The 24,857-nt window shown below is 72.1% G+C and carries 21 protein-coding genes and 9 pseudogenes; 22 read left to right on the forward strand and 8 right to left on the reverse strand.

Going from position 1 to position 24,857, the window contains the following annotated elements:
* Positions 1 to 11 precede the first annotated feature (11 nt).
* The 4 genes from tig to clpX all read left to right on the forward strand — a co-directional run bounded on the left by tig (position 12) and on the right by clpX (position 4,487).
* A complete protein-coding gene (gene tig / locus U6N30_RS07630; RefSeq protein ID WP_324278201.1) occupies positions 12 to 1,331 on the forward strand; it encodes a trigger factor in 1,320 nt (439 codons plus the stop codon).
* A gap of 334 nt (positions 1,332 to 1,665) precedes the next feature.
* Positions 1,666 to 2,244: an ATP-dependent Clp protease proteolytic subunit gene (locus tag U6N30_RS07635; protein WP_324276798.1), complete on the forward strand. Its 579-nt coding sequence runs from the start codon at positions 1,666 to 1,668 to the stop codon at positions 2,242 to 2,244.
* A gap of 18 nt (positions 2,245 to 2,262) precedes the next feature.
* Positions 2,263 to 2,892, forward strand: coding sequence for an ATP-dependent Clp protease proteolytic subunit (locus U6N30_RS07640; protein ID WP_324276799.1), 630 nt, complete (start codon positions 2,263 to 2,265; stop codon positions 2,890 to 2,892).
* A 326-nt stretch (positions 2,893 to 3,218) separates the two neighbouring features.
* A complete protein-coding gene (gene clpX / locus U6N30_RS07645; protein ID WP_324276800.1) occupies positions 3,219 to 4,487 on the forward strand; it encodes an ATP-dependent Clp protease ATP-binding subunit ClpX in 1,269 nt (422 codons plus the stop codon).
* Positions 4,488 to 4,541: 54 nt separating this feature from the next.
* On the opposite strand, the gene U6N30_RS07650 is transcribed toward clpX, so the two are convergent.
* The 3 genes from U6N30_RS07650 to valS form a co-directional block, all read right to left on the reverse strand.
* Positions 4,542 to 5,129, reverse strand: a complete 588-nt coding sequence (locus U6N30_RS07650) for an endonuclease domain-containing protein (protein WP_324276801.1) — start codon at positions 5,127 to 5,129, stop codon at positions 4,542 to 4,544.
* 128 nt (positions 5,130 to 5,257) lie between these two features.
* The gene (locus U6N30_RS07655) at positions 5,258 to 5,461 is read right to left on the reverse strand and encodes a hypothetical protein (protein ID WP_324276802.1); all 204 of its coding nucleotides are present in this window, start codon (positions 5,459 to 5,461) and stop codon (positions 5,258 to 5,260) included.
* Positions 5,462 to 5,581: 120 nt separating this feature from the next.
* Positions 5,582 to 8,176, reverse strand: a complete 2,595-nt coding sequence (gene valS, locus U6N30_RS07660) for a valine--tRNA ligase (protein WP_324276803.1) — start codon at positions 8,174 to 8,176, stop codon at positions 5,582 to 5,584.
* 79 nt (positions 8,177 to 8,255) lie between these two features.
* Between valS and U6N30_RS07665 the strand changes: the two genes are divergently transcribed.
* From U6N30_RS07665 to U6N30_RS07750, 18 genes and pseudogenes are all read left to right on the forward strand, one after another.
* The gene (locus U6N30_RS07665; RefSeq protein ID WP_324276804.1) at positions 8,256 to 8,711 is read left to right on the forward strand and encodes a YccF domain-containing protein; all 456 of its coding nucleotides are present in this window, start codon (positions 8,256 to 8,258) and stop codon (positions 8,709 to 8,711) included.
* A gap of 155 nt (positions 8,712 to 8,866) precedes the next feature.
* Positions 8,867 to 9,241, forward strand: a pseudogene (locus U6N30_RS07670) (dihydrofolate synthase); the annotation flags it as partial.
* A gap of 131 nt (positions 9,242 to 9,372) precedes the next feature.
* A complete protein-coding gene (locus U6N30_RS07675; protein ID WP_324276805.1) occupies positions 9,373 to 10,086 on the forward strand; it encodes a glutamate ligase domain-containing protein in 714 nt (237 codons plus the stop codon).
* The gene (locus U6N30_RS07680; RefSeq protein WP_324276806.1) at positions 10,083 to 10,328 is read left to right on the forward strand and encodes a hypothetical protein; all 246 of its coding nucleotides are present in this window, start codon (positions 10,083 to 10,085) and stop codon (positions 10,326 to 10,328) included. The genes U6N30_RS07675 and U6N30_RS07680 overlap by 4 nt, the downstream gene beginning before the upstream one ends.
* Positions 10,268 to 10,489 carry a DUF4233 domain-containing protein gene (locus U6N30_RS07685; protein ID WP_324278202.1) on the forward strand — a complete coding sequence of 74 codons (222 nt, stop codon included), beginning with the start codon at positions 10,268 to 10,270 and terminating at the stop codon, positions 10,487 to 10,489. Before U6N30_RS07680 ends, U6N30_RS07685 begins: the two co-directional genes overlap by 61 nt.
* 11 nt (positions 10,490 to 10,500) lie before the next feature.
* Entirely contained in the window at positions 10,501 to 10,911 is a 411-nt protein-coding gene (gene ndk / locus U6N30_RS07690) for a nucleoside-diphosphate kinase (protein WP_324276807.1), read from the forward strand.
* Positions 10,912 to 11,483: 572 nt separating this feature from the next.
* Positions 11,484 to 13,075: pseudogene (locus U6N30_RS07695) on the forward strand (TIGR03960 family B12-binding radical SAM protein); the annotation flags it as partial.
* 151 nt (positions 13,076 to 13,226) lie between these two features.
* Positions 13,227 to 13,832 (forward strand): annotated as a pseudogene (locus U6N30_RS07700) (TIGR03936 family radical SAM-associated protein); the annotation flags it as partial.
* A 526-nt stretch (positions 13,833 to 14,358) separates the two neighbouring features.
* Entirely contained in the window at positions 14,359 to 15,459 is a 1,101-nt protein-coding gene (locus U6N30_RS07705; protein ID WP_324276808.1) for a hypothetical protein, read from the forward strand.
* Positions 15,437 to 15,643 carry a hypothetical protein gene (locus U6N30_RS07710; RefSeq protein WP_324276809.1) on the forward strand — a complete coding sequence of 69 codons (207 nt, stop codon included), beginning with the start codon at positions 15,437 to 15,439 and terminating at the stop codon, positions 15,641 to 15,643. Before U6N30_RS07705 ends, U6N30_RS07710 begins: the two co-directional genes overlap by 23 nt.
* Positions 15,640 to 17,583, forward strand: a complete 1,944-nt coding sequence (locus U6N30_RS07715; RefSeq protein WP_324276810.1) for an Rne/Rng family ribonuclease — start codon at positions 15,640 to 15,642, stop codon at positions 17,581 to 17,583. The genes U6N30_RS07710 and U6N30_RS07715 overlap by 4 nt, the downstream gene beginning before the upstream one ends.
* Complete coding sequence (gene rplU, locus U6N30_RS07720; protein ID WP_324276811.1) at positions 17,568 to 17,879, forward strand: 50S ribosomal protein L21; 312 nt, start codon at positions 17,568 to 17,570, stop codon at positions 17,877 to 17,879. Before U6N30_RS07715 ends, rplU begins: the two co-directional genes overlap by 16 nt.
* Before the next feature lie 7 nt (positions 17,880 to 17,886).
* The gene (gene rpmA / locus U6N30_RS07725; RefSeq protein ID WP_324276812.1) at positions 17,887 to 18,144 is read left to right on the forward strand and encodes a 50S ribosomal protein L27; all 258 of its coding nucleotides are present in this window, start codon (positions 17,887 to 17,889) and stop codon (positions 18,142 to 18,144) included.
* A gap of 98 nt (positions 18,145 to 18,242) precedes the next feature.
* Positions 18,243 to 19,159 (forward strand): annotated as a pseudogene (gene obgE / locus U6N30_RS07730) (GTPase ObgE); the annotation flags it as partial.
* 122 nt (positions 19,160 to 19,281) lie between these two features.
* Positions 19,282 to 19,503 (forward strand): annotated as a pseudogene (gene cgtA / locus U6N30_RS07735) (Obg family GTPase CgtA); the annotation flags it as partial.
* A 42-nt stretch (positions 19,504 to 19,545) separates the two neighbouring features.
* Positions 19,546 to 19,770: a hypothetical protein gene (locus U6N30_RS07740; protein WP_324278661.1), complete on the forward strand. Its 225-nt coding sequence runs from the start codon at positions 19,546 to 19,548 to the stop codon at positions 19,768 to 19,770.
* A complete protein-coding gene (proB, locus tag U6N30_RS07745; protein WP_324276813.1) occupies positions 19,767 to 20,891 on the forward strand; it encodes a glutamate 5-kinase in 1,125 nt (374 codons plus the stop codon). The genes U6N30_RS07740 and proB overlap by 4 nt, the downstream gene beginning before the upstream one ends.
* A gap of 84 nt (positions 20,892 to 20,975) precedes the next feature.
* A pseudogene (locus U6N30_RS07750) lies at positions 20,976 to 21,397 on the forward strand (peptide deformylase).
* A gap of 58 nt (positions 21,398 to 21,455) precedes the next feature.
* Here the strand turns inward: U6N30_RS07750 and U6N30_RS07755 are convergent.
* The 5 genes and pseudogenes from U6N30_RS07755 to U6N30_RS07780 all read right to left on the reverse strand — a co-directional run bounded on the left by U6N30_RS07755 (position 21,456) and on the right by U6N30_RS07780 (position 24,780).
* Positions 21,456 to 22,685: an iron chelate uptake ABC transporter family permease subunit gene (locus U6N30_RS07755; RefSeq protein ID WP_324276814.1), complete on the reverse strand. Its 1,230-nt coding sequence runs from the start codon at positions 22,683 to 22,685 to the stop codon at positions 21,456 to 21,458.
* A gap of 77 nt (positions 22,686 to 22,762) precedes the next feature.
* Positions 22,763 to 23,389: pseudogene (locus U6N30_RS07760) on the reverse strand (metal ABC transporter permease); the annotation flags it as partial.
* Positions 23,390 to 23,583: 194 nt separating this feature from the next.
* Positions 23,584 to 23,802 (reverse strand): annotated as a pseudogene (locus U6N30_RS07765) (ATP-binding cassette domain-containing protein); the annotation flags it as partial.
* Positions 23,799 to 24,610 (reverse strand): annotated as a pseudogene (locus tag U6N30_RS33595) (metal ABC transporter substrate-binding protein). The pseudogenes U6N30_RS33595 and U6N30_RS07765, both read right to left, overlap by 4 nt.
* Positions 24,592 to 24,780, reverse strand: coding sequence for a hypothetical protein (locus U6N30_RS07780; RefSeq protein ID WP_324278662.1), 189 nt, complete (start codon positions 24,778 to 24,780; stop codon positions 24,592 to 24,594). The pseudogene U6N30_RS33595 and the gene U6N30_RS07780 overlap by 19 nt, the downstream one beginning before the upstream one ends.
* Positions 24,781 to 24,857 lie beyond the last annotated feature (77 nt).

Genomic DNA, 24,857 nt, shown 5'->3' on the forward strand with positions numbered 1-24,857 from the left:
TCTACAAGGAGCTGGGCAAGCAGGTCCGCGTTCCCGGCTTCCGTCCGGGCAAGGTGCCCAACCGCGTGCTCGACCAGCGCATCGGGCGCCCCGTCGTCCTCGAGCAGGTCGTCCAGCACGCCATCCCGGAGGTGTACTCCGAGGTCGTCCGCGAGAACCAGGTGCGCGTGCTCGGCCAGCCCGACATCGAGGTGACCCGCCTCGACGACAACGACACCCTCGCCTTCACCGCCGAGGTCGACGTCGCCCCGCAGCTGGAGCTCCCGTCGCTGGAGAGCCTCGCCGTCACCGTCGACGACGTCGAGGTCACCGACGAGGAGATCGACCAGCAGATCGACGTCATGCGGGAGCGCTTCGGCATGCTCACCGGCGTCGAGCGCGCGGCCGAGGACGGCGACTTCGTCTCCATCGACCTCGAGGCCAAGCTGGGCGACGAGGTGCTCGAGGACGGCTCGACCACCGGCATGTCCTACGAGGTCGGCTCCGGCAACCTCATGGAGGGCCTCGACGACGCCGTCCGCGGCCTCTCCGCCGACGAGACGAAGACCTTCACCACCGCCCTGCTCTCCGGCCCGAATGCCGGCCAGGACGCCGAGGTCACCGTCACCGTCCGCTCGGTGAAGACCAAGGAGCTGCCCGAGCTGGACGACGAGTTCGCCCAGACCGCCAGCGAGTTCGACACCCTCGCCGAGCTGCGCGAGGACGTCCGCACCCGGCTGGCCCGCACCAAGACCCTGACCCAGGGCGCGCAGGCCCGTGACAAGATCGTCGAGCACCTCATCGAGACCGTCGAGGTGCCCATGCCCGAGAACCTCGTCGAGCGCGAGATCGAGTGGCGCAACCAGGCCTTCGAGCGCGAGCTGCAGCAGGCCGGCATGGACTGGGACAGCTTCCTGCAGATGTCCGGCGGTCAGAGCCGCGAGGAGTACGACTCCGAGCAGCGGACGAACGTCGAGCAGGCGGTCAAGACGCAGTTCATCCTCGACGCGATCGCCGACGCCCGTGAGGTCACCGTCGACAACGACGACCTCTCCGCGCAGATCATGGCGCAGGCCCAGCGCAGCCGGATGAGCCCGGAGCAGTACGCCCAGCAGCTGCAGCAGGGCGGCAACATCGCCGAGTTCGTCGCCGACGTCCGCCGCACCAAGACGCTGGCCCAGCTGCTGGAGGAGGCGACCATCACCGACGCGTCGGGGAACGTCGTCGACCTCGAGGCGCTGCGCCCGCAGACCGTCCGGGCGGCCACGCCGGCCGACGCCGACGCCGACGCCGGCCCCGCCGACAGCGCCGACAGCCCCGACGAGGCCGGGCAGGACGACGCAAAGGTCTGAACGAGGACCTGAGTCCCACTCCGGGCGGGTCCACCCGACGCCGTCCTGCCCGACCGGGCAGGGCGGCGTCGGCCGTTTCCGGCCCCTTCCGCTGCGCCGTCGGCGAACACCGCCCCGAGCGGGACCGTCTGGTCGGACGTCCGCGTTAGGGTCGACAGGACTCAGGCGATCGCCGGGGGTAACCCCACCCGGAGGCCCGCACTGGCCTGCACCACCGAGCAACCCGCCCAGCCGAGACCGACTGCTCAGACAGTTCTACGGAGGTCACCGCACCCGTGAGCATTACCGACCCCAACCTGGCCGGCGCACCGCTGATGCGCGCCGCGGCCGGGGGATGAATCTCAACGACTCGGTCTACGAGCGCCTGCTCCGCGAGCGCATCATCTTCCTGGGCAGCCAGGTCGACGACGTCATCGCCAACCAGCTGGCCGCGCAGATGCTGCTGCTGTCCGCCGAGGACCCGAAGCAGGACATCCACCTCTACATCAACTCGCCCGGCGGCTCCGTGACGGCCGGCATGGCCATCTACGACACGATGCAGTTCATCGACTGCGACGTGGCCACCTACGGCATGGGCCTGGCCGCCTCGATGGGCCAGTTCCTGCTGACCGCCGGCGCCAAGGGCAAGCGCTACGCCCTGCCGCACGCACGGATCCTGATGCACCAGCCGTCGGCCGGCGTCGGCGGCACGGCGTCGGACATCGCCATCCAGGCGGAGCTGTTCCGCAGCACCAAGCGTCAGCTCAACGAGCTGCAGGCGCTGCACACCGGGCAGACCGCGGAACAGATCGAGAAGGACTCCGACCGCGACCGCTGGTTCACCGCGCAGGAAGCCCTGGAGTACGGCTTCGTCGACCACGTGGTGAGCAAGGCCGCCATGACTGACACCGCGAACCCCGTCGCGGACAACTGACGGTTCGGAGGAACTGACATGAGCTTCGAGATGCCCTCCAGCCGCTACATCCTGCCCTCCTTCGTGGAGCGCACGAGCTACGGCATGAAGGAGTCCAACCCCTACAACAAGCTCTTCGAGGAACGCATCATCTTCCTCGGCGTGCAGGTCGACGACGCCTCGGCCAACGACGTGATGGCCCAGCTGATCACGCTCGAGTCGGCCGACCCCGACCGCGACATCACGATCTACATCAACTCGCCCGGTGGCTCGTTCACCTCGCTGATGGCGATCTACGACACGATGATGTTCGTCCGGCCCGACATCCAGACCGTCTGCATGGGCCAGGCCGCCTCGGCCGCCGCCGTCCTGCTCGCGGCCGGGACGCCGGGCAAGCGGCTGGCGCTCCCGTACTCCCGGGTGCTGATCCACCAGCCCTCCGGCGAGTCCGGTGGACAGGTCTCCGACCTGGAGATCCACGCCGCCGAGATCCAGCGCGTGCGGTCGCAGATGGAGGAGATCCTGGCTCGGCACACGGGGCAGACCGTCGACCAGGTCCGCCTCGACATCGAGCGGGACAAGATCCTCACGGCGCCGGAGGCGAAGGCCTACGGGATCGTCGACGAGGTCATCCAGAGTCGGAAGCTCAACGCCCTTCCGGCGGTCTGACCCCGTCGGTACGGGTCGGAGCTGCGCGTGTCGCGGCGCCGACCCGTACCGTCGACACCGGTCGTGGACCGAGGGGCGGAGGGCACCCGCGGGACGGATGTGGGACGGTCGCCGGAACCGGGTGAGTCATTGCCCGGAGACGTCGCCGGTGGGGGTTACGGTCTGCGGACGCCCGATCCCCGGCACATGGCGCCGGGAGGACAGCCCCGTGGCCTCGGCTTTCACGAAGAGGCCAAAACAACGAGGCCGAGCAGGGGCTGAGCAGTCAGAATCTCAACGCAGGCTCCTGGCACCAGGACCAGCGATTCACAGGTGGAGGTCAGCACGTGGCACGAATCGGTGAGAGCGGTGACCTGCTCAAGTGCTCCTTCTGCGGGAAGAGCCAGAAGCAGGTCAAGAAGCTCATCGCGGGCCCCGGGGTCTACATCTGCGACGAGTGCATCGACCTCTGCAACGAGATCATCGAGGAAGAGCTCTCGGAGTCCTCGGACCTGAAGTTCGACGAGCTGCCCAAGCCCAAGGAGATCCACGACTTCCTGGAGCAGTACGTCATCGGCCAGGACAAGGCCAAGCGCACGCTCTCGGTGGCCGTCTACAACCACTACAAGCGCATCCAGGCCGGCGGTGACCGGCGCGACGAGGGCGTCGAGCTGGCCAAGTCGAACATCCTGCTGATGGGCCCGACCGGGTGCGGCAAGACCCACCTGGCGCAGACCCTCGCCCGGATGCTGAACGTGCCCTTCGCGATCGCCGACGCCACCGCGCTGACCGAGGCCGGCTACGTCGGCGAGGACGTCGAGAACATCCTCCTCAAGCTGATCCAGGCCGCCGACTACGACGTGAAGCGCGCGGAGACCGGGATCATCTACATCGACGAGGTCGACAAGATCGCCCGCAAGAGCGAGAACCCGTCGATCACCCGCGACGTCTCCGGTGAGGGCGTGCAGCAGGCGCTGCTGAAGATCCTCGAGGGGACGACGGCGTCGGTTCCGCCGCAGGGCGGCCGCAAGCACCCCCATCAGGAGTTCATCCAGATCGACACGACGAACGTGCTGTTCATCGTGGGTGGTGCCTTCGCCGGCCTGGAGAAGGTCATCGAGGACCGGACGAGCAAGCAGGGGATCGGCTTCGCTGCCCAGGTCCGCGGCAAGGCCGAGATCGCCGAGGCCAACGCGTTCGCCGAGGTCATGCCCGAGGACCTGCTGAAGTTCGGCATGATCCCCGAGTTCATCGGCCGCCTCCCGGTGATCACCAGCGTGCAGAAGCTCGACCGCGAGGCGCTGATCAACATCCTCACCGAGCCGAAGAACGCCCTGGTGCGCCAGTACCGGAAGCTCTTCGAGCTCGACGGCGTGGACCTGGAGTTCACCGACGACGCGCTCGAGGCGATCGCCGACCAGGCCATCCTCCGCGGCACCGGCGCCCGCGGGCTCCGGGCGATCATGGAGGAGGTGCTCCAGTCGGTGATGTACGACATCCCCAGCCGCGAGGACGTCGCCTCCGTCGTCATCACCAAGGAGGTCGTCCTGGAGCACGTGAACCCGACGATCGTCCCGCGCAAGCCCACCCGCGAGCGCCGCGAGAAGTCCGCCTGATCATCGACTGAACGCGAGAGGCCCAGGACCCGAGCGGTTCTGGGCCTCTCGCGTTCAACGGGTCACCATTCGGCCGAGTACTGCCGCCACGATCTCCCGCCGGCACCCCTCAGGGTCGGTCACGAGGCGTTCGTAGCTGAATCGCAGCACCACCCATCCCGCCGCCGCCAGCGCGCTGTCGCGACGGAGGTCTCGCTCCCGTTGCAGTCGGCTGCCGTGGAACGATGCCCCGTCCAGCTCGACGGCGACCATCGCTTCCAGAAATGCGGCATCGAGGTGCACGATCCGGCCGCCGGGCAACGGAACGGGATGTTGCTGCACGCCAGCGGGAACCTGTGGCGGTCCGGGGAGAACATGCAGCACGCCCCAGATCTCCAGTTCGCTCTGACAGCCGCCGGCGACCAGGGCGAGGACCTCCTCGAGCGCGGCCCGGCCGGGGTGGGAGCCGAGGCGCGCAGATTCCCTCCGCACCGCCGAGACCCTGAACTCGCGGGAGCGGACGCCGTCGATCAGCGCATGGCGGACCAGCGGCAGCTCTCGAGCGGCCAGCCGGTTGCGCCGCGGCGTGTGGGCCCAGGTCCAGGCGTCGACCAGGCTGCGTTCCGGCACGAGAGCTTCCAGTCGGCCGCGCTGGATCGTCACCTGCGGGCGGTCGGACCGGTGCGCGACGACGCCGTCACCACCCCGCGGGCAGCGCGCTGTCGGGACGGTGACGTGCACCGGCGCGCGGGGCGGTGCCAGGCCGGCCACGGTCAGGGCCGACAGATGGCTCAGCACGCCCCTGACCACAGCGCCGCCGCTCGTGCCCGGACCTCCCATTCGCCGGCCCGCTCGGCCAGCGCCAGGACTCCGGGCTGCACGGGCACCAGGTCTCCGCGGCTGAGCCAACGCGCGACGCTGCTCGAACTGGTGAACCGGACCACCTCGCCCCGGGGCGCGACCCCGTCGGGGAGCAGCTGGGACAGCGTGTGCACCGTCGGAGCCTGGCCGATGCGCCCTCTGTCCCGCTCGGACCCTGTGGACGGTGCGGCGACTGAACGCGAGCGGCCCACAAGGTTCGCTGATCTGGGCCGCTCGCGTTCAATCGGCGGTCGTCAGGCCTCGGCGGGTGGGGCCAGGACCACCTGGACGGTCAGCGGACCGTCGCCGGCCAGCACCGACAGCTGCGCGATGCGGCCGGCGTCGGTGAGGTCCGACCGCGCGGCCTCCACGTGCGCCACCTGCGCCTCGGGGGCGACCACGGTCGCCGTCTGGACGTCGGCCCGCATCGACTGCTTGGCGTCGGACTTGGCCTTGCGCACGCCGGCCAGCGCCTCCGCGGCAGTCGACACCACGGCGGGGTCGCCACCGGTCGGCAGCTCCGCAACGGTCGGCCAGGGCCCGCGGTGCACCGAGCCGGCCTGCCACCACGACCAGACCTCCTCGGTCACGAACGGCAGCACGGGGGCGAACAGCCGTAGCTGCACCGACAACGCCAGCGCCAGCGTCGCCTGCGCGGACTCGGCGGCGGCGTCCGACCGGTAGGCCCGCGACTTCACCAGCTCGACGTAGTCGTCGCAGAACGACCAGAAGAACGTCTCGGCCACCTCGAGCGCACGGGTGTAGTTGAACGCCTCCATGGCCGCGGTCGCCTCGTCGACGACCCGGGCCAGCCCGGCCAGCAGCCCCCGGTCGATCGGCTCGGTGATCCGCTCGGCGGCCGAATCGAGGTCCACGGACCCCGCGCCCAGCCCCAGGACGAACTTGCCGATGTTGAGGATCTTCATGGCCAGCCGCCGGCCGACCTTCATCTGCGCCTCGTCGAACGGCGAGTCGGCACCCGGCCGGGCACCGGCGGCGCGCCAGCGGACGGCATCGGTGCCGTAGCGCTCCAGCACGTCGATCGGGGTGGTCGCGTTGCCCTTCGACTTCGACATCTTCTTGCGGTCGGGGTCGACGACGAAGCCGGAGATGGTGGCGTGCGTCCAGGGCGCCGCGCCGTGCTCGAAGTGCGCGCGGACGACGGTGGAGAACAGCCAGGTGCGGATGATGTCGTGCGCCTGGGGGCGCTGGTCCATCGGGAACACCGCGGCGAACAGCTCCGGATCGGTGTCCCAGCCCGAGGCGACCTGCGGCGACAGCGACGACGTCGCCCAGGTGTCCATCACGTCGGGGTCGGCCATGAACCCGCCCGGCGTGCCGCGCTGGTCCTCGGTGAACCCCGGAGGGACGTCGGACGACGGGTCGACCGGCAGCGACGCCTCGGGTGCCAGGATCGGGTCGTCGTGGACGGGCTCACCGGAGCTGTCCAGCCGGTACCAGACCGGGAAGGGGACGCCGAAGAACCGCTGGCGGCTGATCAGCCAGTCGCCGTTGAGACCCTCGACCCAGTTGTCGTACCGGTGCCGCATGTGCTCGGGCACCCACTGGATCTCCTTGCCGCGGGCCACCAGGGCGTCGCGCAGGTCGGTGTCGCGGCCGCCGTTCCGGATGTACCACTGCCGCGTGGTGACGATCTCCAGCGGCCGTTCGCCCTTCTCGAAGAACTTCACCGGGTGGGTGATCGGCCGCGGCTCGCCGTCGAGGTGACCCGACTCCTTCAGCAGCTCCACGATCCGCTGCTGCGCGCTGAACATTGTCTTGCCGGCGAGCTCGTCGTAGGGCTGGGCCGGCACCCCGGGCGGCGGGTCGGTCAGGATCCGGCCGTCCCAGCCGACGATCGCCCGGGTCGGCAGCTGCAGCTCCCGCCACCAGGTGACGTCGTTGAGGTCGCCGAAGGTGCAGATCATCGCGATGCCCGAGCCCTTGCCCGGCTCCGCGATGCGGTGCGCGACCACCGGCACCTCGACGTCGAAAAGCGGCGTCCGGACCGTCTTGCCGAACAGCGGCTGGTACCGCTCGTCGTCGGGGTGGGCGACCAGCGCCACGCAGGCGGGCAGCAGCTCGGGCCGGGTGGTCTCGATCCAGACCGCGCCCTCGCGGCTGGAGAACCCGATCCGGTGGTAGGCGCCGGGTCGCTCCCGGTCCTCGAGCTCGGCCTGGGCGACGGCGGTGCGGAAGGTGACGTCCCAGAGGGTCGGCGCCTCCTGGGCGTACGCCTCACCGCGGGCCAGGTTGTTCAGGAACATCCGCTGCGCCGTGGCGCGCGAGGACTCCGAGATGGTCCGGTAGACGTTCGACCAGTCCACCGACAGCCCGACCCGGCGCCAGAGCTTCTCGAACTCCGCCTCGTCCTCCTCGGTCAGCTGCATGCACAGCTCCACGAAGTTGCGGCGCGAGATCGGCAGCTGGTTCTTGTCGGGCTTGGCGGGCGGCTCGAACGACGGGTCGTAGGGCAGCGACGGGTCGCAGCGCACGCCGTAGTAGTTCTGCACCCGCCGCTCGGTCGGCAGGCCGTTGTCGTCCCAGCCCATCGGGTAGAAGACGTGCCGGCCGCGCATCCGCTGGTAGCGGGCGACAAAGTCGGTGTGGGTGTAGCTGAACACGTGCCCGACGTGCAGCGACCCGCTGGCGGTCGGCGGAGGAGTGTCGATCGACCAGATCTGCTCACGCGGTCCCTGCAGGGCGGCCTCGCGGTCGAAGGCGTAGGTGTCCTCGGCTGCCCAGCGCTCGACCCACTTCTCCTCGAGCCCGTCGATCGAGGGCTTCTCGGGTACGCCGACGGTCGCTCCCGCGGCAGGGGTGTCCGAGGTCGCGGTGTCGGGAGCCATGCCCTCCATCCTAGGAAGACGCGGCAACGAGGTTCCGCGCACGCCGGGAACCCCCGCCGGCGTCGACCGTCAGCCATGCATGGACACGCTGCGCCTGCTGCTCAACGTCGTCTGGCTCGTCCTGCAGGGCTGGATCCTCGCGCTGGCCTACCTGCTGGCGGGAGTGCTCGCCTGCCTGCTCGTCGTCACGATCCCGTTCGGCATCGCATCGTTCCGGCTGGCGGGCTTCGTCCTCTGGCCGTTCGGGCGGACCACGGTGCGCGCGCCCGGTGCCGGCGTGGCGTCGGCCATCGGCAACGTGCTGTGGTTCCTCGTCGCCGGCTGGTGGCTGGCGTTGGTCCACGTCATCGCGGGCATCGGGTTCTGCCTCACGATCATCGGCATCCCCTTCGGCGTCGCCTCCTTCAAGCTCGCCGCGGTCGGCCTGTTCCCCCTGGGCAAGCGGGTGGTGGAGACCGCTCCGCCGCGGGACTGGATGCACGCGGGCAGCGGCGTGGTGGACGGAGCCGGCCGAGCGCGCGCGGCGGCGTACTGACCGGCTGGCATCCTGGGTCGGTGAACAGCGGCAGTACCGGTGACATGGCCCGGGTCGAGAACGAGCTGCTGGCGCGGTGGCCGGAGAACCGGCTGGAGCCCTCGCTGACCCGCATCACCGCCCTTGTCGACCTCCTCGGGTCGCCGCACCGCGCCATGCCCGTGATCCACGTCGCCGGCACCAACGGCAAGACGACCACGGCGCGGATGGTCGACGGGCTGCTGCGCGGCTTCGGGCTGCGGGTGGGCCGGTTCACCAGCCCGCACCTGCAGTCCATCCGCGAGCGGATCGTGCTGGACGGCGAGCCGGTCAGTGCCGAGCGGTTCGTCGAGACCTACGAGGACATCGCGCCCTACGTCCAGATGGTCGACGCCGCCGGCGAGCACCCGCTGTCCTTCTTCGAGGTCATGGTGGGCATGGCGTACGCCCTCTTCGCCGAGACCCCGGTCGACGTCGCCGTCGTCGAGGTCGGCATGGGTGGCAGCTGGGACGCCACGAACGTCGCGGACGGCCGGGTCGCCGTCGTCACCCCGGTCGACCTGGACCACGCCGAGTACCTCGGGCCCGACGTCGCGACGATCGCGGGGAGAAGGCCGGGATCATCAAGGCCGACGCCATCGCCGTCCTCGCCCACCAGCAGCCCGGCGCGCTGGACGCCCTCGTGCGCCGTGCCGTCGAGGTCGAGGCCGTGGTCGCCCGCGAGGGCACCGAGTTCGGCGTGCTGGAGCGGCGGGTCGCCGTCGGCGGGCAGCAGGTCCGGTTGCAGGGCCTGGGCGGCGAGTACGAGGAGGTCTTCCTCCCGCTGTTCGGGGCCCACCAGGCGCAGAACGCGGTCACCGCGCTGGCGGCGGTCGAGGCGTTCCTCGGTGCGGGTGCCGCGACCGGGCCGATCGAGCAGGAGGCTGTGCGGGCCGCCTTCGCCGGCGTCCGCTCGCCCGGCCGCCTGGAGCGGGTGCGCACCAGTCCCACGGTGCTCATCGACGCCGCGCACAACCCGGCGGGCATGGCGGCGACGGTCGATGCGATCAAGGAGTCCTTCGACTTCACCCGGCTGGTCGGTGTCGTCAGCTGCGTCAGCGGCAAGGACGTGCACGGCATCCTCGCCGCGCTCGAGGACGTGTGCGCCGAGCTGGTGGTCACGCAGAACAGCTCGGCGCGGGCGATGCCTGCCGACGAGCTGGGGGCCCTGGCCGTCGACGTCTTCGGCGCCGACCGGGTGAGCGTCTCGCCTCGCCTGGCCGAGGCGCTGACCGAGGCGATCGAGCTGGCCGAGGCCGGTCCCGACGACGCCCTCGGTGGCTCCGGCGTGCTGGTGACCGGCAGCGTGATCACGGCAGGTGAGGCTCGCTCGCTCCTGGGCCGGAGCGGCGCATGACCGCCCCCGACCCGGCGCGCGCCGGTCGGGCCCTGGCCGGAGCGGCGGCCGGCGTCCTGGTGCTCGAAGGCCTGGCCGTGCTGTTCGTGCCCCGGGGCATCGCGCAGACCGGTGAGGGCTCACCGGTGGACGGCTCGCCTTCCTGCTCGGACTGGCCGTCGTCCTCGTCCTGGCAGCGGGCATCCAGCGCCGTCCGCGTGGCCTGGTGGTGGGCAGCGTCCTGCAGGTGCCGCTGCTGCTGACCGGCCTGTTGGACGGCGTGATGTGGTTCGTCGCCGGGGCGTTCGTGCTCATCTGGCTCTACCTGCTGCAGGTCCGCAAGGAGCTCCTCGGCTCGCCGTTCGGGCCGGCCCGGGCGTCGGTCCGGGACGACGGCGACGGTGGGTCGACGGCCACCACGTAGGCTCCCGCCCCGTGACCGAACGCACCCTCGTCCTCGTCAAGCCCGATGGCGTCGCCCGTGGCCTCGTCGGCGAGGTGATCACCCGCCTGGAGCGCAAGGGCCTGCGGCTGGTGGCCGCCGAGCTGCGCACGCTGAGCCGCGAGACCGCCGAGACGCACTACGCCGAGCACAGCGAGCGGCCGTTCTTCGGCTCGCTCGTCGAGTTCATCACCGGCGGTCCGCTCATGGCCCTGGTGGTCGAGGGCGAGCGCGCGATCGAGGCGTTCCGCGCGCTCGCCGGCGCCACCGACCCGGTGAAGGCCGCTCCCGGCACCATCCGCGGCGACTTCGCCCTCGAGGTGCAGAACAACATCGTGCACGGCTCGGACTCGCCCGAGTCCGCCGCGCGCGAGGTGAAGCTCTTCTTCCCCGACCTCGGCTGACGGCCCCCTCGCAGGGGGCGAGGTGGTCCTTTCTCAGAGGTCGGCGGGCTGGTCGGGGGACGTCCAGGCCAGGTGCCAGTAGGTCAGCAGACCGCTGGTGAACCACAGCAGGAACCCGAGGCACAGTGCCGGCGCGACGTGCCCGGTGAGACCGAGGACGGCGATCGCCCCCGTGAACGACGCGAAGGTCAGCGCCTAGCTCGGCCGGCCCATCGCGCTGTGCGACCGGTCGCCCAGCCGCCGTTGGTGCTCGTCCAGTGATCGTTCGTCCCGGTCGAGGACACCGCGGATGCCGAGGTCGAGCGTCACCGCGCCTCGCTCCCGGGCCCTTGGCCGGAGAGGCCCCGGCCGGCGGCGGCTACCCTGGACCGGTCATGACTGCCGAACTCCACGCCGCTGCAGGCGAGTCGCTCTACGCTCGCCTCGAGCCGCTGCTGGCCCAGATCCAGAAGCCGATCCAGTACGTCGGCGGTGAACTGAACTCGCAGGTGAAGCCCTGGGAGGACGCCGACGTCCACTGGGCGCTGATGTACCCCGACGCCTACGAGGTCGGGCTGCCGAACCAGGGCCTGATGATCCTGTACGAGGTCCTCAACGAGCGCGCGGACGTCCTGGCCGAGCGCACCTATGCCGTCTGGCCCGACCTCGCAGGTCTGATGCGCGAGAACGGCGTCCCGCAGTTCACCGTCGACGGGCACCGGTCGGTGCGCGACTTCGACCTCCTCGGCGTCAGCTTCGCCACCGAGCTCGGCTACACCAACCTGCTCGAGGCCCTCGACCTCGCCGGCGTCCCGATCCACGCCGTCGACCGGGACGAGAGCCACCCCGTCGTCGTCGCCGGGGGCATGCCGCGTTCAACCCCGAGCCGGTCGCCGACTTCGTCGACTGCGCCGTCCTCGGCGACGGCGAGCAGGTCGTCGGCGACATCACCGACGTCGTCAAGGCGTGGAAGCTGCAGGGCCGCCCGGGTGGTCGCATCGAGCTGCTCGCGCGCCTGGCCCGCGTCGACGGCGTCTACGTGCCGCGCTTCTACACCGTCTCCTACGGCCCGGACGGCGCCATCGCCGGCTTGCAGCGCACCCGCGAGGACGTCCCTGCCACGGTCGGCAAGCGCACCGTCATGGACCTCGACGAGTGGCCCTACCCGAAGACGCCGATCGTCCCGCTCGCGGAGTCCGTCCACGAGCGCATGAGCGTCGAGATCTTCCGCGGCTGCACCCGTGGCTGCCGCTTCTGCCAGGCCGGGATGATCACCCGCCCGGTGCGCGAGCGGACGATCACCGGCATCGGCTCCATGGTCGAGCAGGGCCTCAAGGCGACCGGCTACGAGGAGGTCGGGCTACTCAGCCTGTCCAGCGCCGACCACTCCGAGATCGGCCAGCTGGCCAAGGAGCTCGCCGACCGCTACGAGGACTCCAAGGTCAGCCTGAGCCTGCCGAGCACCCGGGTCGACGCCTTCAACGTCACCCTCGCCAACGAGCTCTCCCGCAACGGGCGGCGCAGCGGCCTGACCTTCGCCCCCGAGGGCGGCAGCGAGCGGATCCGGCGGGTGATCAACAAGACGGTGTCCAAGGAGGACCTCGTCCGCACGGTCACCACCGCCTACGCCAACGGCTGGCGTCAGGTGAAGCTCTACTTCATGTGCGGGCTCCCCACGGAAACCGACGAGGACGTGCTGGAGATCGCCGACCTCGCCGTCGAGGTGATCAAGGCCGGCCGCGAGGCCAGCGGGCAGAAGGACATCCGCTGCACGGTCTCGATCGGCGGGTTCGTCCCCAAGCCGCACACCCCGTTCCAGTGGGCGAGCCAGGCCAGCGCCGAGACGATCGATCACCGGCTGCGCCTGCTCCGCCAGAAGATCAACGAGGACCGCCGCATCGGCCGCTCGATCGGGCTGCGCTACCACGACGGCAAGCCCGGCGTCATCGAAGGACTGCTCTCGCGGGGCGACCGCCGCGTCGGTCGGGTCATCGAGCGGGTCTGGCGCGACGGCGGGAAGTTCGACGGCTGGAGCGAGCACTTCTCCTTCGACCGCTGGACGACGGCAGCGGCCGAGGAACTGCAGCCCCTCGGTGTCGACCTCGACTGGTTCACCACCCGCGAGCGCACCGAGCACGAGATCCTGCCCTGGGACCACCTGGACTCGGGTCTGGACAAGGAGTGGCTCTGGGAGGACTGGCAGGAGGCGCTCTCCGAGGAGGAGGTCGCCGACTGCCGGTGGACCCCTGCTACGACTGCGGCGTCTGCCCGACCATGGGGACCGAGATCCAGATCGGCCCCACCGGGCGCAGCCTGCTGCCGCTCACCGTCGTCTGATGGCGCGCCAGCCCGACGGTCCGCCCCCGCCGCCGACGGTCCAGAAGCTGCGCATCCGCTACGCCAAGCGGGGGCGCCTGCGCTTCGCCTCGCACCGCGACCTCGCCCGGACCCTGGAGCGGGCGCTGCGCCGCGCGCAGGTGCCGATGGCGTTCTCGGCCGGGTTCAGCCCGCACCCGAAGATCTCCTACCTCGGCGCGGCACCCACGGGTGCCGCCAGCGAGGCGGAGTACGTGGAGATCGGGCTGTCGGTCGCCTGCGACCCGGAGGCGGTGCGGGCGGCGCTGGACGCCTCGCTGCCCGCCGAGGTGGCGATCCTCGAGTGCGTCGAGGCGGGGGAGGGGACCGGCTCGCTGGCCGACCGGATCGACACCTCCGTCTGGCGGGTGGAGCTGCCCGGGGTCACGCTGGCCGAGCTGCGGCCCGCCGTCGAGGAGTTCCTGGCGCGCGACGTGGTGACGGTCGCCAAGCGGACGAAGAACGGCCTCAAGGACATCGACGCGCGCGCGTCGGTAGCCAGCGCCTCGGCAGGCGAGCAGGCGGGTTGTGCCATACTGCACATGGTCGTCCGGCAGTTGACGCCCGCCGTACGACCTGACGACGTGTTGGCCGCCCTGGCTGCCGTCGCCGACCTGCACCCGCCGTTGCCCGCCCGGGCCGTGCGTGAGGCGCAGGGCCGGCTCGACGACACCGGGACCGTGGCCGATCCGCTCGGACCGGACCGTGCAGCGCGCCTCCCCAGGAGCACGCGGCGATCTGACCGGTGGGTCCCCGGAGACCGCGCGACGTCGAGCGCCACGGCTGCCAGACGTGACGCACCCGATCCGGGCCGCCCGGTCCGGACCACGCAGACCCTCGCACCACCGACAGACCAGCACCGCAGGATCGCAGCAGCACACGATCAGCAGCACTCGACCAGTTCCACCGCATCGGCGTTGCGTCCGGCGCGGGCACCACCAGCAGTCCGGCCACCGCCGCGGCAACCGCCGCGCGGAGACCGACACCAGACTTCTGCAGGACGGGCCATCCCCGCCGTACCCCGTGCGACGGCCCGCCCCGCCCAACCCGTGCTCCTGCGCGGTCGCCAGTCATCCGATCGGCGCCCGGGAGCACATGAGGAGACGAGCCCTCGTGGCCGATTCAGACAGCACCAGCACCGAGACCACCGACGAGAGTCCGACCGGGGCCGCCCCAGACGGCGAGGTCACCGAGATCCCTGCGGTGTCCGAGGACTCCTCGGTCCCGGCGGATCCCGCGGTCCCGGAGGCCGAGGAGACCGAGGACGCCGAGGAGGTGGCCGCCGCTGACGCGCCGGCCGAGCCGGAACCAGAGCTGCCGCGGTTCGCGACGGCATTCAGCTCGCCCGAGCCGACTGCCGTCGTCGCCCGCCCCCGCCGCCGGGCCACCCGCTCGGTGATCGCCGCCGACCCCGACTCCGTCGAGGCGCCGGCACCCGCCCCGGCCGCGCCGGCCTTCGTCAGCTTCGTGGCGCCCAGCGAGACGGACGTCCCGCCCCCGCCGCGCCGGCGCAGTCGCCGTCCCGCCGAGGCCCCCGAGGTCGAGGCCGTCGAGGAGACCACTCCGGCCGAGGAGGACGTCGAGGCCGACTCCGGCCCCGGACGCCCCCGCCGCAGCCGCTCCCGCCGCCGTCCGGCCGAGCAGGCCGAGGCCGAGGACACGACCGGCACCGAGGTCGCCGACACCGAGGACGCCGAGGACGGCGACAGCGACGAGACGGGGACCGCGACGAGGGTGGCACCGGCAGCCGGCGTCGCCGCCGCGGCCGCCGGGGTCGCGGCCGTGGCCGCACCGGCGAGGACTCCGGCGACGAGGACGCCTCGGAGGACGCCTCCGAGGCCGACTCCGACGACGACGAGGACGGGGAGTCCGGCGAGGACTCCGCGGACACCGACTCCGACGAGTCCGAGGGTGGTTCCAGCACCCGGCGCCGTCGGCGTCGCCGCCGGCGCAGCGGGAGCGGGGAGGCGGCGAGGCCGCCGGCGACGACTCCGACGACGACGACCGTCCCGAACGAGCCGGCCGCAACGGCCGGCTGACCAGCGACGACGACGTCCGCGGCGTGGCCGGGTCGACCCGCCTGGAGGCCAAGCGCCAGCGCCGCCGGGACGGCCGGGACACCGGTCGCCGTCGCGCGCCGATCCTGACCGAGAGCGAGTTCCTCGCCCGCCGCGAGGCCGTCGACCGCACGATGGTCATCCGCCAGCGGGGTGAGCGGACGCAGATCGCCGTCCTCGAGGACGACGTCCTCGTCGAGCACTACGTCACGCAGGCGTCGGCGACGTCCTTCGCCGGGAACGTCTACCTCGGCCGCGTCCAGAACGTGCTGCCCAGCATGGAGGCCGCGTTCGTCGACATCGGCAAGGGCGCAACGCGGTCCTCTACGCCGGCGAGGTGAACTGGGACGCCGCAGGGCTGTCGGGCAAGCAGCGGTCCATCGAGACGGCGATGAAGTCCGGGGACAAGGTCCTGGTGCAGGTGACCAAGGACCCGATCGGCCACAAGGGCGCCCGGCTGACCCAGCAGATCAACCTGCCCGGCCGCTTCCTGGTCTTCGTGCCCGGCGGCTCCATGACCGGGATCAGCCGCAAGCTGCCCGACACCGAGCGGCAGCGGCTCAAGGACATCCTCAAGAAGATCGTCCCCGAGGACGCCGGCGTGATCATCCGGACCGCCGCGGAGGGCGCCTCGGAGGAGGAGCTCACCCGCGACGTCAACCGGCTGACCGCGCAGTGGGACGTCATCCAGAAGAAGGCCGAGTCGACCTCGAATGCGCCGACCCTGCTCTACGGCGAGCCGGACCTGGCGATCCGGGTCATCCGCGACGTCTTCAACGAGGACTTCAAGGACCTCGTCGTCCAGGGCGACGACGCCTGGGACACCGTCGAGGCCTACGTCGCGCACGTCTCCCCGGAGCTGACCGGGCGCCTCTCGCGCTACACCGGCGAGGGCGACGTGTTCCACGACCTGCGCATCGACGAGCAGCTGATGAAGGCACTAGACCGCAAGGTCTGGTTGCCCTCGGGCGGCTCGCTGGTCATCGACCGCACCGAGGCCATGACGGTCGTCGACGTCAACACCGGCAAGTTCGTCGGCTCCGGCGGCAACCTGGAGCAGACCGTCACGCGCAACAACATGGAGGCCGCGGAGGAGATCGTCCGCCAGCTCCGGCTGCGCGACATCGGCGGCATCATCGTCATCGACTTCATCGACATGGTCCTCGAGAGCAACCGCGACCTCGTGCTGCGGCGGCTCACCGAGTGCCTGGGCCGCGACCGCACCAAGCACCAGGTGGCCGAGGTGACCTCGCTGGGCTTGGTCCAGATGACCCGCAAGCGGGTCGGGCAGGGGCTGCTCGAGGTCTTCTCCGAGCCCTGCGAGCACTGCCGCGGCCGTGGTGTCCTCGTCAGCACCGATCCCGTGGACGAGAAGCGCCGCGGTGGGGGTGGCGCGGGCGGGAACTCCGGTGGCGGCAACGGCGGCGGGGGTGGCAACGGTGGCGGCACCGGCCGCCGTGACCGCTCCGGCGGCCGGGACAACGCCAAGGACGCAGGCAAGGACGCAGCCAAGGACGCGGGCAGGGACGACGCCAAGGAGCACGGCAAGGACCTCGCCACGGAGGTCGTGCCGGCCGGGTCGTCGGAGGAGACGGCGGCCGGATCCGCGGACGGCGAGGCCGAGGGCTCCCGGGGCGGTCGTCGCAACCGGGGACGACGGAACCGCGGCCAGTCGGGGAGGAGCGGGCGGCCGAGGACGCCGCCGTGCTCGCCGGTACCGCCGAGGACGCCGGATCCGAGGGCGCGGCATCCGAGGGCGAGGCATCCGAGGGCAAGGCATCCGAGGCGGCGTCGGCCGTGGCGGGACCCGAGGCATCCGCGGTCGAGGTGCTCCCGGTCGACGAGGAGATCGCGGAGGGCTCCCCGGCCGAGCACGTACCGGCCGAAGCCACAGCAGTCGAGGTCGCTGCCGTCGAGGTGGCTCCGGGGGACCAGGCTCCGGAGCGGGCGTCCGTCGAGGCGCCCCCGGTCGAGGAACAGGGCGTCCCGGCGCCGGCGGAGGCGGAGTCGACCACGCGTCCCCGCCGTCGCCGCGCGGCGAGCCGTCCGGCGGGCCCGCCCGTCTCCTGACCCGGAGCGGGGCGCGACGGGACCCTGCAGCGGGGCTGAATCGGCTCAGGTACGCTGGTCGGGTTGCACCGCCACCGCGCGGGCGCCTTCGGGTGCCGCCGGGTCAGGCGACCGCAGCCCGTCCAGCACCCGGCGATCGCTCCGGTCTGCGCGCCGGAACACAGAGCTAGCAAAGAGCGATACGAGGAGTCAGTGGTGTACGCAGTGGTGAAGGCCGGTGGCAGCCAGCACAAGGTGGCCGTGGGCGACACGTTCACGATCAACCGCCTGGCGGGTGCCGCGGGTGACACGGTCGCCCTCCCGGCCATCCTGCTGGTCGACGGCGACACCGTCACCAGCGACGCCGCGGCCCTGGCCAAGGTGACGGTGACCGGTGAGATCATTGAGCACGGCAAGGGCCCGAAGATCCACATCCACAAGTTCAAGAACAAGACCGGCTACCACAAGCGGCAGGGGCACCGTCAGCCCCTGACCAGCGTCGTGGTCCGCGACATCTCGAAGGGCTGACGCCGACATGGCACACAAGAAGGGCGCCTCGTCGTCCCGTAACGGCCGCGACTCGAACGCCCAGCGCCTCGGCGTGAAGCGCTTCGGCGGCCAGGTCGTCAAGGCCGGGGAGATCATCGTGCGCCAGCGCGGAACCCACTTCCACCCGGGTCTGGGCGTCGGCCGTGGCAGCGACGACACGCTGTTCGCGCTCGCCGCCGGCTCGGTCACCTTCGGCACCCGTCGGGGCCGGAAGACCGTCTCCATCTCGGCCGTCGAGGCCTGAGCACTCACACGTACCAACGTCTTCGAGCGCACGGGCGATTCGCCCGTGCGCTCGATGTCGTTCCGCATCAGCGTGACAACAGGTAAGGGGCGGCGCAGATGGCCGCTTTCGTCGACCGGGTAGTCGTGCACGTCGCCGCCGGGAACGGTGGCCACGGCGTCTCCTCGGTCCATCGGGAGAAGTTCAAGCCCTCGGCGGGCCCGACGGGGGCAACGGTGGCGACGGCGGGGACGTGATCCTCGAGGTCGATCCCAGCGTGCACACCCTGCTGGACTTCCATCACCGGCCGCACCAGAAGGCCGGTAACGGCCGTCCGGGCGAGGGCAGCAACCGGCACGGCGGCAGGGGCGAGGACCGGGTCCTCAGGGTTCCAGCCGGCACGGTGGTCACCACTCCCGACGGCCGGGTCATCGCCGACCTCGTGGGCGCCGGCACCCGGGTGGTGCTCGCCAAGGGCGGCAAGGGCGGGCTCGGTAACGCTGCGCTCGCCAACGCGCGGCGCAAGGCACCCGGCTTCGCCCTGCTCGGCGAGGAGGGCGAGGCCCTCGACGCGGTCATCGAGCTCAAGAGCATCGCCGACGTCGGCCTGGTCGGCTTCCCGTCCGCGGGCAAGTCGTCGCTGGTCTCCGCGATGTCGGCCGCCCGCCCGAAGATCGCCGACTACCCGTTCACCACCCTGGTGCCCAACCTGGGCGTGATCCGCTCCGGCGACACCGTCTACACGATGGCTGACGTCCCCGGGCTCATCCCGGGCGCCTCCACCGGCAAGGGCCTGGGCGTGCAGTTCCTGCGGCACGTCGAGCGGTGCGCCGTCCTGGTGCACGTGGTCGACATGGCGACGATGGAGCCCGGCCGCGACCCGGAGAGCGACATCGAGGCGCTCGAGCACGAGCTCGCCCTGTACTCGGGAGCGGCGGCCGGCGACGACGAGCTCGACCTCGTCGGCCGGCTGCAGATCGCCGTCCTCAACAAGATCGACGTGCCCGACGGCCGCGAGCTGGTCGACCTCGTGCGCGCCGCCCTGGAGAAGCGCGGCCTGGACGTCTACCCGGTGAGCGCCGCGACGGGGAGGGCCTCAAGGAGTTCGGCTTCGCGCTGGCCGCCCACGTCGAGCAGCACCGCGCGAGCCTGCCCACGATGGAGCCGGCCCGCGTCACGATCACGCCGAAGGCCGTGGACGACTCGGGCTTCACCGTCGAGCGCGACCACCAGTGGGAGACCGGGCCGGACGACCGCGCCTTCGTCGTCCGCGGCGTCCGCCCCGAGCGCTGGGTCCGGCAGACCGACTTCACCAACGACGAGGCCGTCGGCTTCCTCGCCGACCGGCTCAACCGGCTCGGCGTGGAGGAGCAGCTGGCCAAGGCGGGGGCACGCGAGGGCGATGCCGTCACGATCGGCGGCGTGACCTTCGACTGGGTGCCCGCGCTGCCGGCCGGGACGCTGACCGTGGAGGAGTCCGCCGGTCTGGGCGGGCGGGGCACTGACTCGCGGGTGGACGCGCCGCACCGCGTCCGTGCCGAGGAGCGGCTGGCCGCCAAGAAGGCGCGGCGTACGCCCTACGAGCTCAGTGAGGACACGTGGACCGACGACGACCTGCCGGCTGATCTCCCGGACGAGGCGCCGTGAGCGCCGCGCGTCCGCAGATCGCCGGCGCGCGCCGGGTGGTCGTCAAGGTGGGCTCCTCGTCCCTCACGACACTTCCGGGCGGGCTCGATGCCGCCCGCCTGTCGGCGCTGGTCGACCACCTCGGCGCGGCCCGCGCCGCCGGTCGTGAGGTCGTGCTCGTCTCCTCGGGTGCCATCGCGGCCGGCCTGGCACCCTTGCGGCTCGACGGTCGCCCGCGTGACCTCGCCACCGCCCAGGCCGCCGCGAGCGTCGGGCAGCTCCGCCTGGTGCAGACCTACGCCGACGCGTTCGCCCGGCACGACATCACCGTCGGCCAGGTACTGCTCACCTCCGACGACCTGACCCGGCGCAGCCACTACCGCAACGCGCAGCAGACGGTCGAGAAACTGCTCAGCCTCCGCGTCCTCCCGGTGGTGAACGAGAACGACACCGTCGCCACCGAGGAGATCCGCTTCGGCGACAACGACCGGCTGGCCGCGCTCGTGGCCCACGTCGCGCGGGCCGACGCGCTGGTCCTGCTCTCCGACGTCGACGGCGTGTACGACGGCGACCCGCGCGTCGGCCCGGCGCAGCTGGTGGAGACGGTGACCGCGCCGGCAGATCTCGACGCCGTCGTCCTCGGGACCGCGAAGCGCAACGGGGTCGGTACCGGCGGCATGGCCACCAAGGTGGAGGCGGCGTTCATCGCGGCCCACGCCGGCGTCCCGGTCGTGGTCACCTCCACCCAGCAGGCCGCCGCGGCGCTCGCCGGGGAGCTCGTGGGCACGCTCTTCACCCCGATGGGCCGCCGACCGAGCGCCCGCCAGTTCTGGCTCCGCTACGCCAGCCGGCCCCGCGGGCGCGTGCTGCTGGACGAGGGCGCCGTCCGGGCGGTGCGGGAGCGGCACGCCTCGCTCCTGGCCGCCGGCGTCACCGGGGTGACCGGCGACTTCCTGGCCGACGACCCGGTGGAGCTGGTCGGCCCCGACGGCGTCGTCGTGGCCCGCGGGCTGGTCGCCTACGACGCCCGCGAGATGCCGGGCCTGCTCGGCCGCAAGACCGGCGACCTCGCGCCGGAGTACCGCCGAGAGGTCGTGCACCGCGACGAGATGGTCCTGGTCGGGCGGCACGTCGGGCGCTGACCGCGGGCTGAGAGACTGCTGCGCGTGACGATCCGCCCCATCCGTGAGCTCGGTGACCCGGTCCTGCGCACCCCGTCCGACGAGGTGACGGCGTTCGACGACTGGCTGGCCGCACTCGTCCGCGACCTCCTCGACACCGTCGACCACCCCGGTCGGGCCGGTGTCGCCGCAGCGCAGATCGGCGTGAACGTGCGCGCGTTCGCGTACAACATCGACGGTGTCATCGGGCACATGGTCAACCCCGTGATCGTCGAGCGGTCCGAGGAGATCCAGGACGGCGACGAGGGCTGCCTGTCGGTCCCGGGTATCTGGGCGCCGACGGTGCGCGCGATGCACTGCGTGGCCGAGGGTTCGATGTCGACGGCAAGCCCCTGCGGCTGGAGGGCGAGGGGCTCATGGCCCGGTGCCTCCAGCACGAGGTCGACCACCTCGACGGGAAGGTGTTCCTCGACCGGCTCACCGGCGACGCGCGCAAGACCGCGCTGCGCGCACTGCGCGACCGCTGACGGCTCGGCCCGAGGCGGCCATCCGGCCATCCCACGCCCTGATGCGTGCCACTGAGCCTCAGCCGGCGGCGGTGCAGGTCGCGCAGGTGCCGAACACCTCGACCTGGTGCTGCACGTCCGCGAACCCGTGCTCGGCGGCGATCCGCGCCGCCCACCGTTCCACCGGCGGATCCGTCACCTCGACGGTGGTGCCGCAGGAGCGGCAGACCAGGTGGTGGTGGTGGACCGGCGAGCAGCGCCGGTAGGCGGCCTCGCCGTCGGCGCCGCGCAGGACGTCGACCTGGCCGTCGTCCACCAGTGCCTGGAGCGCCCGGTAGACGGTCGCCAGGCCGACCGAGTCGCCCCGGCCGCGGAGCAGGGAGTGCAGGTCCTGGGCGCTGCGGAAGTCGTCGAGGTCGTCCAGGAGCGCCAGAACCGCGCTGCGCTGACGGCTGGGACGCCGGGCTCCGGCGTCGATCGGCTCCGGCGCGCTCACCAGGCCTCCTCGCGGACGCTCGTCGGTCGCGGTCGCGACGCTGCTGGGTCCATCGGTGAGCTCACGACCTCGATCATTCGGCACTCCGTGCCGGGGACGAAGGCGCGGGGAGGAAGGAGCCGGGACGGCGTGCTCCCCGTGCTCGTCGTAGTGCACGCCCGAGCCGGTCAGGTGCGGCGCGTGGCGGTGCCCGTCGTGGTCGTAGTCGACGTGGTCGCCGTGCGGAACCGGCAGGTGGCCGCAGCCCTCGCCGTGCTCGTGCGGGTGGGCGGCGTGCACGCCGACGCGCCGACGGTGGCGGCGGTGGGCCGCGCTCTCGCGCACCGCGGTCGCGAGGGAGACCAGCAGGAACACGGCGATGGCCAGCAGCACGATCGTCCCGCCGGAGGGAGTGCCCGTGTAGTACGACGCGGTCGTCCCGGAGAGGCTGACCACCAGACCGACGGCGCAGGCGAGGAACAGGGCCTGCCGGAAGCTGCGCGCGACCAGTTGGGCGACCGCGCTGGGCACGATCATCAGTGCGCTGATCAGCAGCAGCCCGACCACTCGCATCGAGAGCACGACGGTGGCCGCGACGAGGGCTGCCAGCACGACGTTCAACGCGAGCACGGGCAGCCCCACCGCGCGGGCGTACTCCTCGTCGTCGCTCACCGCGTAGAGGCGCTGGCCCAGCAGACCCACCACGGCCAGTACCAGGACGGCGATGACGGCGAAGACGGCGAGGTCGGACGGCGCGGTCGTGGTGATCGCGCCGAAGAGGTAGGCGTCGAGGTTGGTGGCCTGGCCGCGCGGAGCCAGGCTGAGCAGCACCACGCCGCCGGCGATCCCCCGTAGAAGAGGATGGCCAGCGCCACGTCCCCGCTGGTGCGGCCTCGCGCCCGGATCAGCTCGATGAGGACGGCGCCCAGGACGGCGGCGACGAGTGCGGTGCCCACCGGTGCCGTGGAGGTCAGCACGCCGATCGCGACCCCGGTCAGGGCGACGTGTCCCAGACCGTCGCCGAGCAGCGACAGACGTCGCTGGACCAGGAAGATGCCGACCGCGGGCGCCACCAGGCCGACCATGAGGGAGGCCAGGAGCGCCCGTTGCATGAAGTCGTACTCGAGCACCTCCACGTCAGCGGCCTCCCGTCCGGAGCCGGGCCGCGACGGTCGGCTGGTCGAGCCGGTAGCGGGTGCCGGGGGCTGGTCCGGTGCACCGCAGTGGTCGTGCCGGCCGTAGTCGGCCGTGGCCTCGATCCCGGCGAGGGGCCCGTCGTAGCGGATGCGCCCGTGGTCGACGACCACCGCTCGGGTGAGGACGGTGGAGAGCGGGCCGGCCTCGTGCGTGACCACCAGGAGGGTGGTGCCGGCAGCCGACACGCGGGCGAGCACCGCGGCGAGGGCGTCCTGGCTCGCGCTGTCCACGCCTGCCGTCGGCTCGTCCATGATGAGCAGCTCGGGCTGGGCGGCCAGCGCGCGGGCCACGAGCACGCGACGCTGCTGACCGCCCGAGAGGGAGGCGACCGGCTCGTCCATGCGGTCGGCCAGACCCACCGCGGCGACGGCTTCGCCGACGGCGGCGCGGTCGGCGGCGCCGAGCCGCCGGAAGAGGCCGAGGCGGGGAGCCGCCCGACCGCGACGACCTCGCGGACGGTGGCCGGGACCGCTCCGCTGACCGTGTGCCGCTGCGGGACGTAGCCGACCCGGCCGCGCTCCCGCAGCCTGCCGACCGGCGCACCGAGCAGCTCCACCTCGCCGCCGAGCACGGGGGCGAGTCCGAGCAGTCCTCGCGCGAGCGTGGTCTTCCCCGAGCCGTTGGAGCCGAGGATCGCGACGGCCTCGCCGGTCCGCACCGTCAGGTCGACGTGCGCGAGGATCGGGACGTCGCCGTAGCCGACGCTGGCGTCCCGCAGCTGTACGGCGGCCGGTGGATCGGGGACTGCGGTCATGAGCAGGACTGGCCTTCCTGCAGGGTGGCGAGGTTGGCGCGCATCACCTGCAGATAGTCCTCGCCGTCGGACTCGTCCGTCAGACCCTCGATCGGATCGAGGACCGCGGTGCGGACGCCGGCCTCGTCCGCCACCGTCTCGGCGACGGCGGGATCCACGAGGGTCTCGGTGTAGACGGTGGTGACCCCGCGCTCGCGGACGAGCGTGGCGAGCTCGGCCAGCTGGGCGGCCGACGGCTCCTGCGAGGGCTCAGCCCGCTGATCCCGGTCACTTCGAGACCGTAGCGCTCGCCCAGGTAGCCGAAGGCGTCGTGACCGGTCACCAGGGTGCTGACGGCGCAGCTCGACAAGGTCGTCTCGATCTCCCGGTCCAGCTCCTCGAGGTCGGCGCGGAGGGCGGCTGCGTTGGCCTCGTAGGTCGAGGCGTTGTCCGGGTCGAGGTCGGCCAGCCGGTCGGCAAGGGCGTCGCCGACCGACGCCAGGCGCGTCGGGTCGAGCCAGAAGTGCGGGTCGACCGCGTGCTCCTCCTCGCCGCCCTCCTCCGCGTGCTCGGCCTCGTCCGCGTGCTCGGCCTCGTCGGCGTGCTCGTCCTCCGCGTGCTCGTGCGCCTCGCCCTCGACGAGGTCGGCGGCCTGGCCGGCGTCCCAGGCGTGGTCCCCGCCCTCGGACTCGGCGGCCTCGTCGAGCGCCGGCTGGAACCCGTCGAGGTAGACGAGCAGGTCGGCCTCCGAGACCGCAGCCACGTCCTGCGGCGCCAGTTCCAGGTCGTGGGCTTCGGCGCCGGGCGCGGTCAGCGACGAGACCGACAGGAGATCCCCGCCGACGCGGGCGGCCGTCCACTCGAGGGGTAGAAGCCGGCGAGCACGGTGAGCCGGCCCGAGTCGGTACCGGATCCCTCGTCCACCCCGCACCCGGTCAGCAGGGCGGCGGCGGAGGTCGCGGCGACGGCGGCGGTCCAACGGGCGGTACGGGCGCTCATGAGAATCATTCTCGCATAACGACGTGACGGGCCGCAGGGGTCGGGAGCATGCCGGTTCCCGCGTACCCTCGCGGGCG

Source organism: Blastococcus brunescens, from assembly GCF_035320885.1.
Taxonomy (GTDB): domain Bacteria; phylum Actinomycetota; class Actinomycetes; order Mycobacteriales; family Geodermatophilaceae; genus Blastococcus_B; species Blastococcus_B brunescens.

Coding starts and splice junctions, on each gene's coding strand:
- U6N30_RS07665 (WP_324276804.1), top strand. CDS start 8,256: ATGGACACGCTGCGCCTGCTGCTCAACGTCGTCTGGCTCGTCCTGCAG.
- U6N30_RS07710 (WP_324276809.1), top strand. CDS start 15,437: ATGGTCATCCGCCAGCGGGGTGAGCGGACGCAGATCGCCGTCCTCGAG.
- U6N30_RS07635 (WP_324276798.1), top strand. CDS start 1,666: ATGAATCTCAACGACTCGGTCTACGAGCGCCTGCTCCGCGAGCGCATC.
- rpmA (WP_324276812.1), top strand. CDS start 17,887: ATGGCACACAAGAAGGGCGCCTCGTCGTCCCGTAACGGCCGCGACTCG.
- U6N30_RS07780 (WP_324278662.1), bottom strand. CDS start 24,780: ATGAGCGCCCGTACCGCCCGTTGGACCGCCGCCGTCGCCGCGACCTCC.
- U6N30_RS07680 (WP_324276806.1), top strand. CDS start 10,083: ATGACCGCCCCCGACCCGGCGCGCGCCGGTCGGGCCCTGGCCGGAGCG.
- U6N30_RS07640 (WP_324276799.1), top strand. CDS start 2,263: ATGAGCTTCGAGATGCCCTCCAGCCGCTACATCCTGCCCTCCTTCGTG.
- valS (WP_324276803.1), bottom strand. CDS start 8,176: ATGGCTCCCGACACCGCGACCTCGGACACCCCTGCCGCGGGAGCGACC.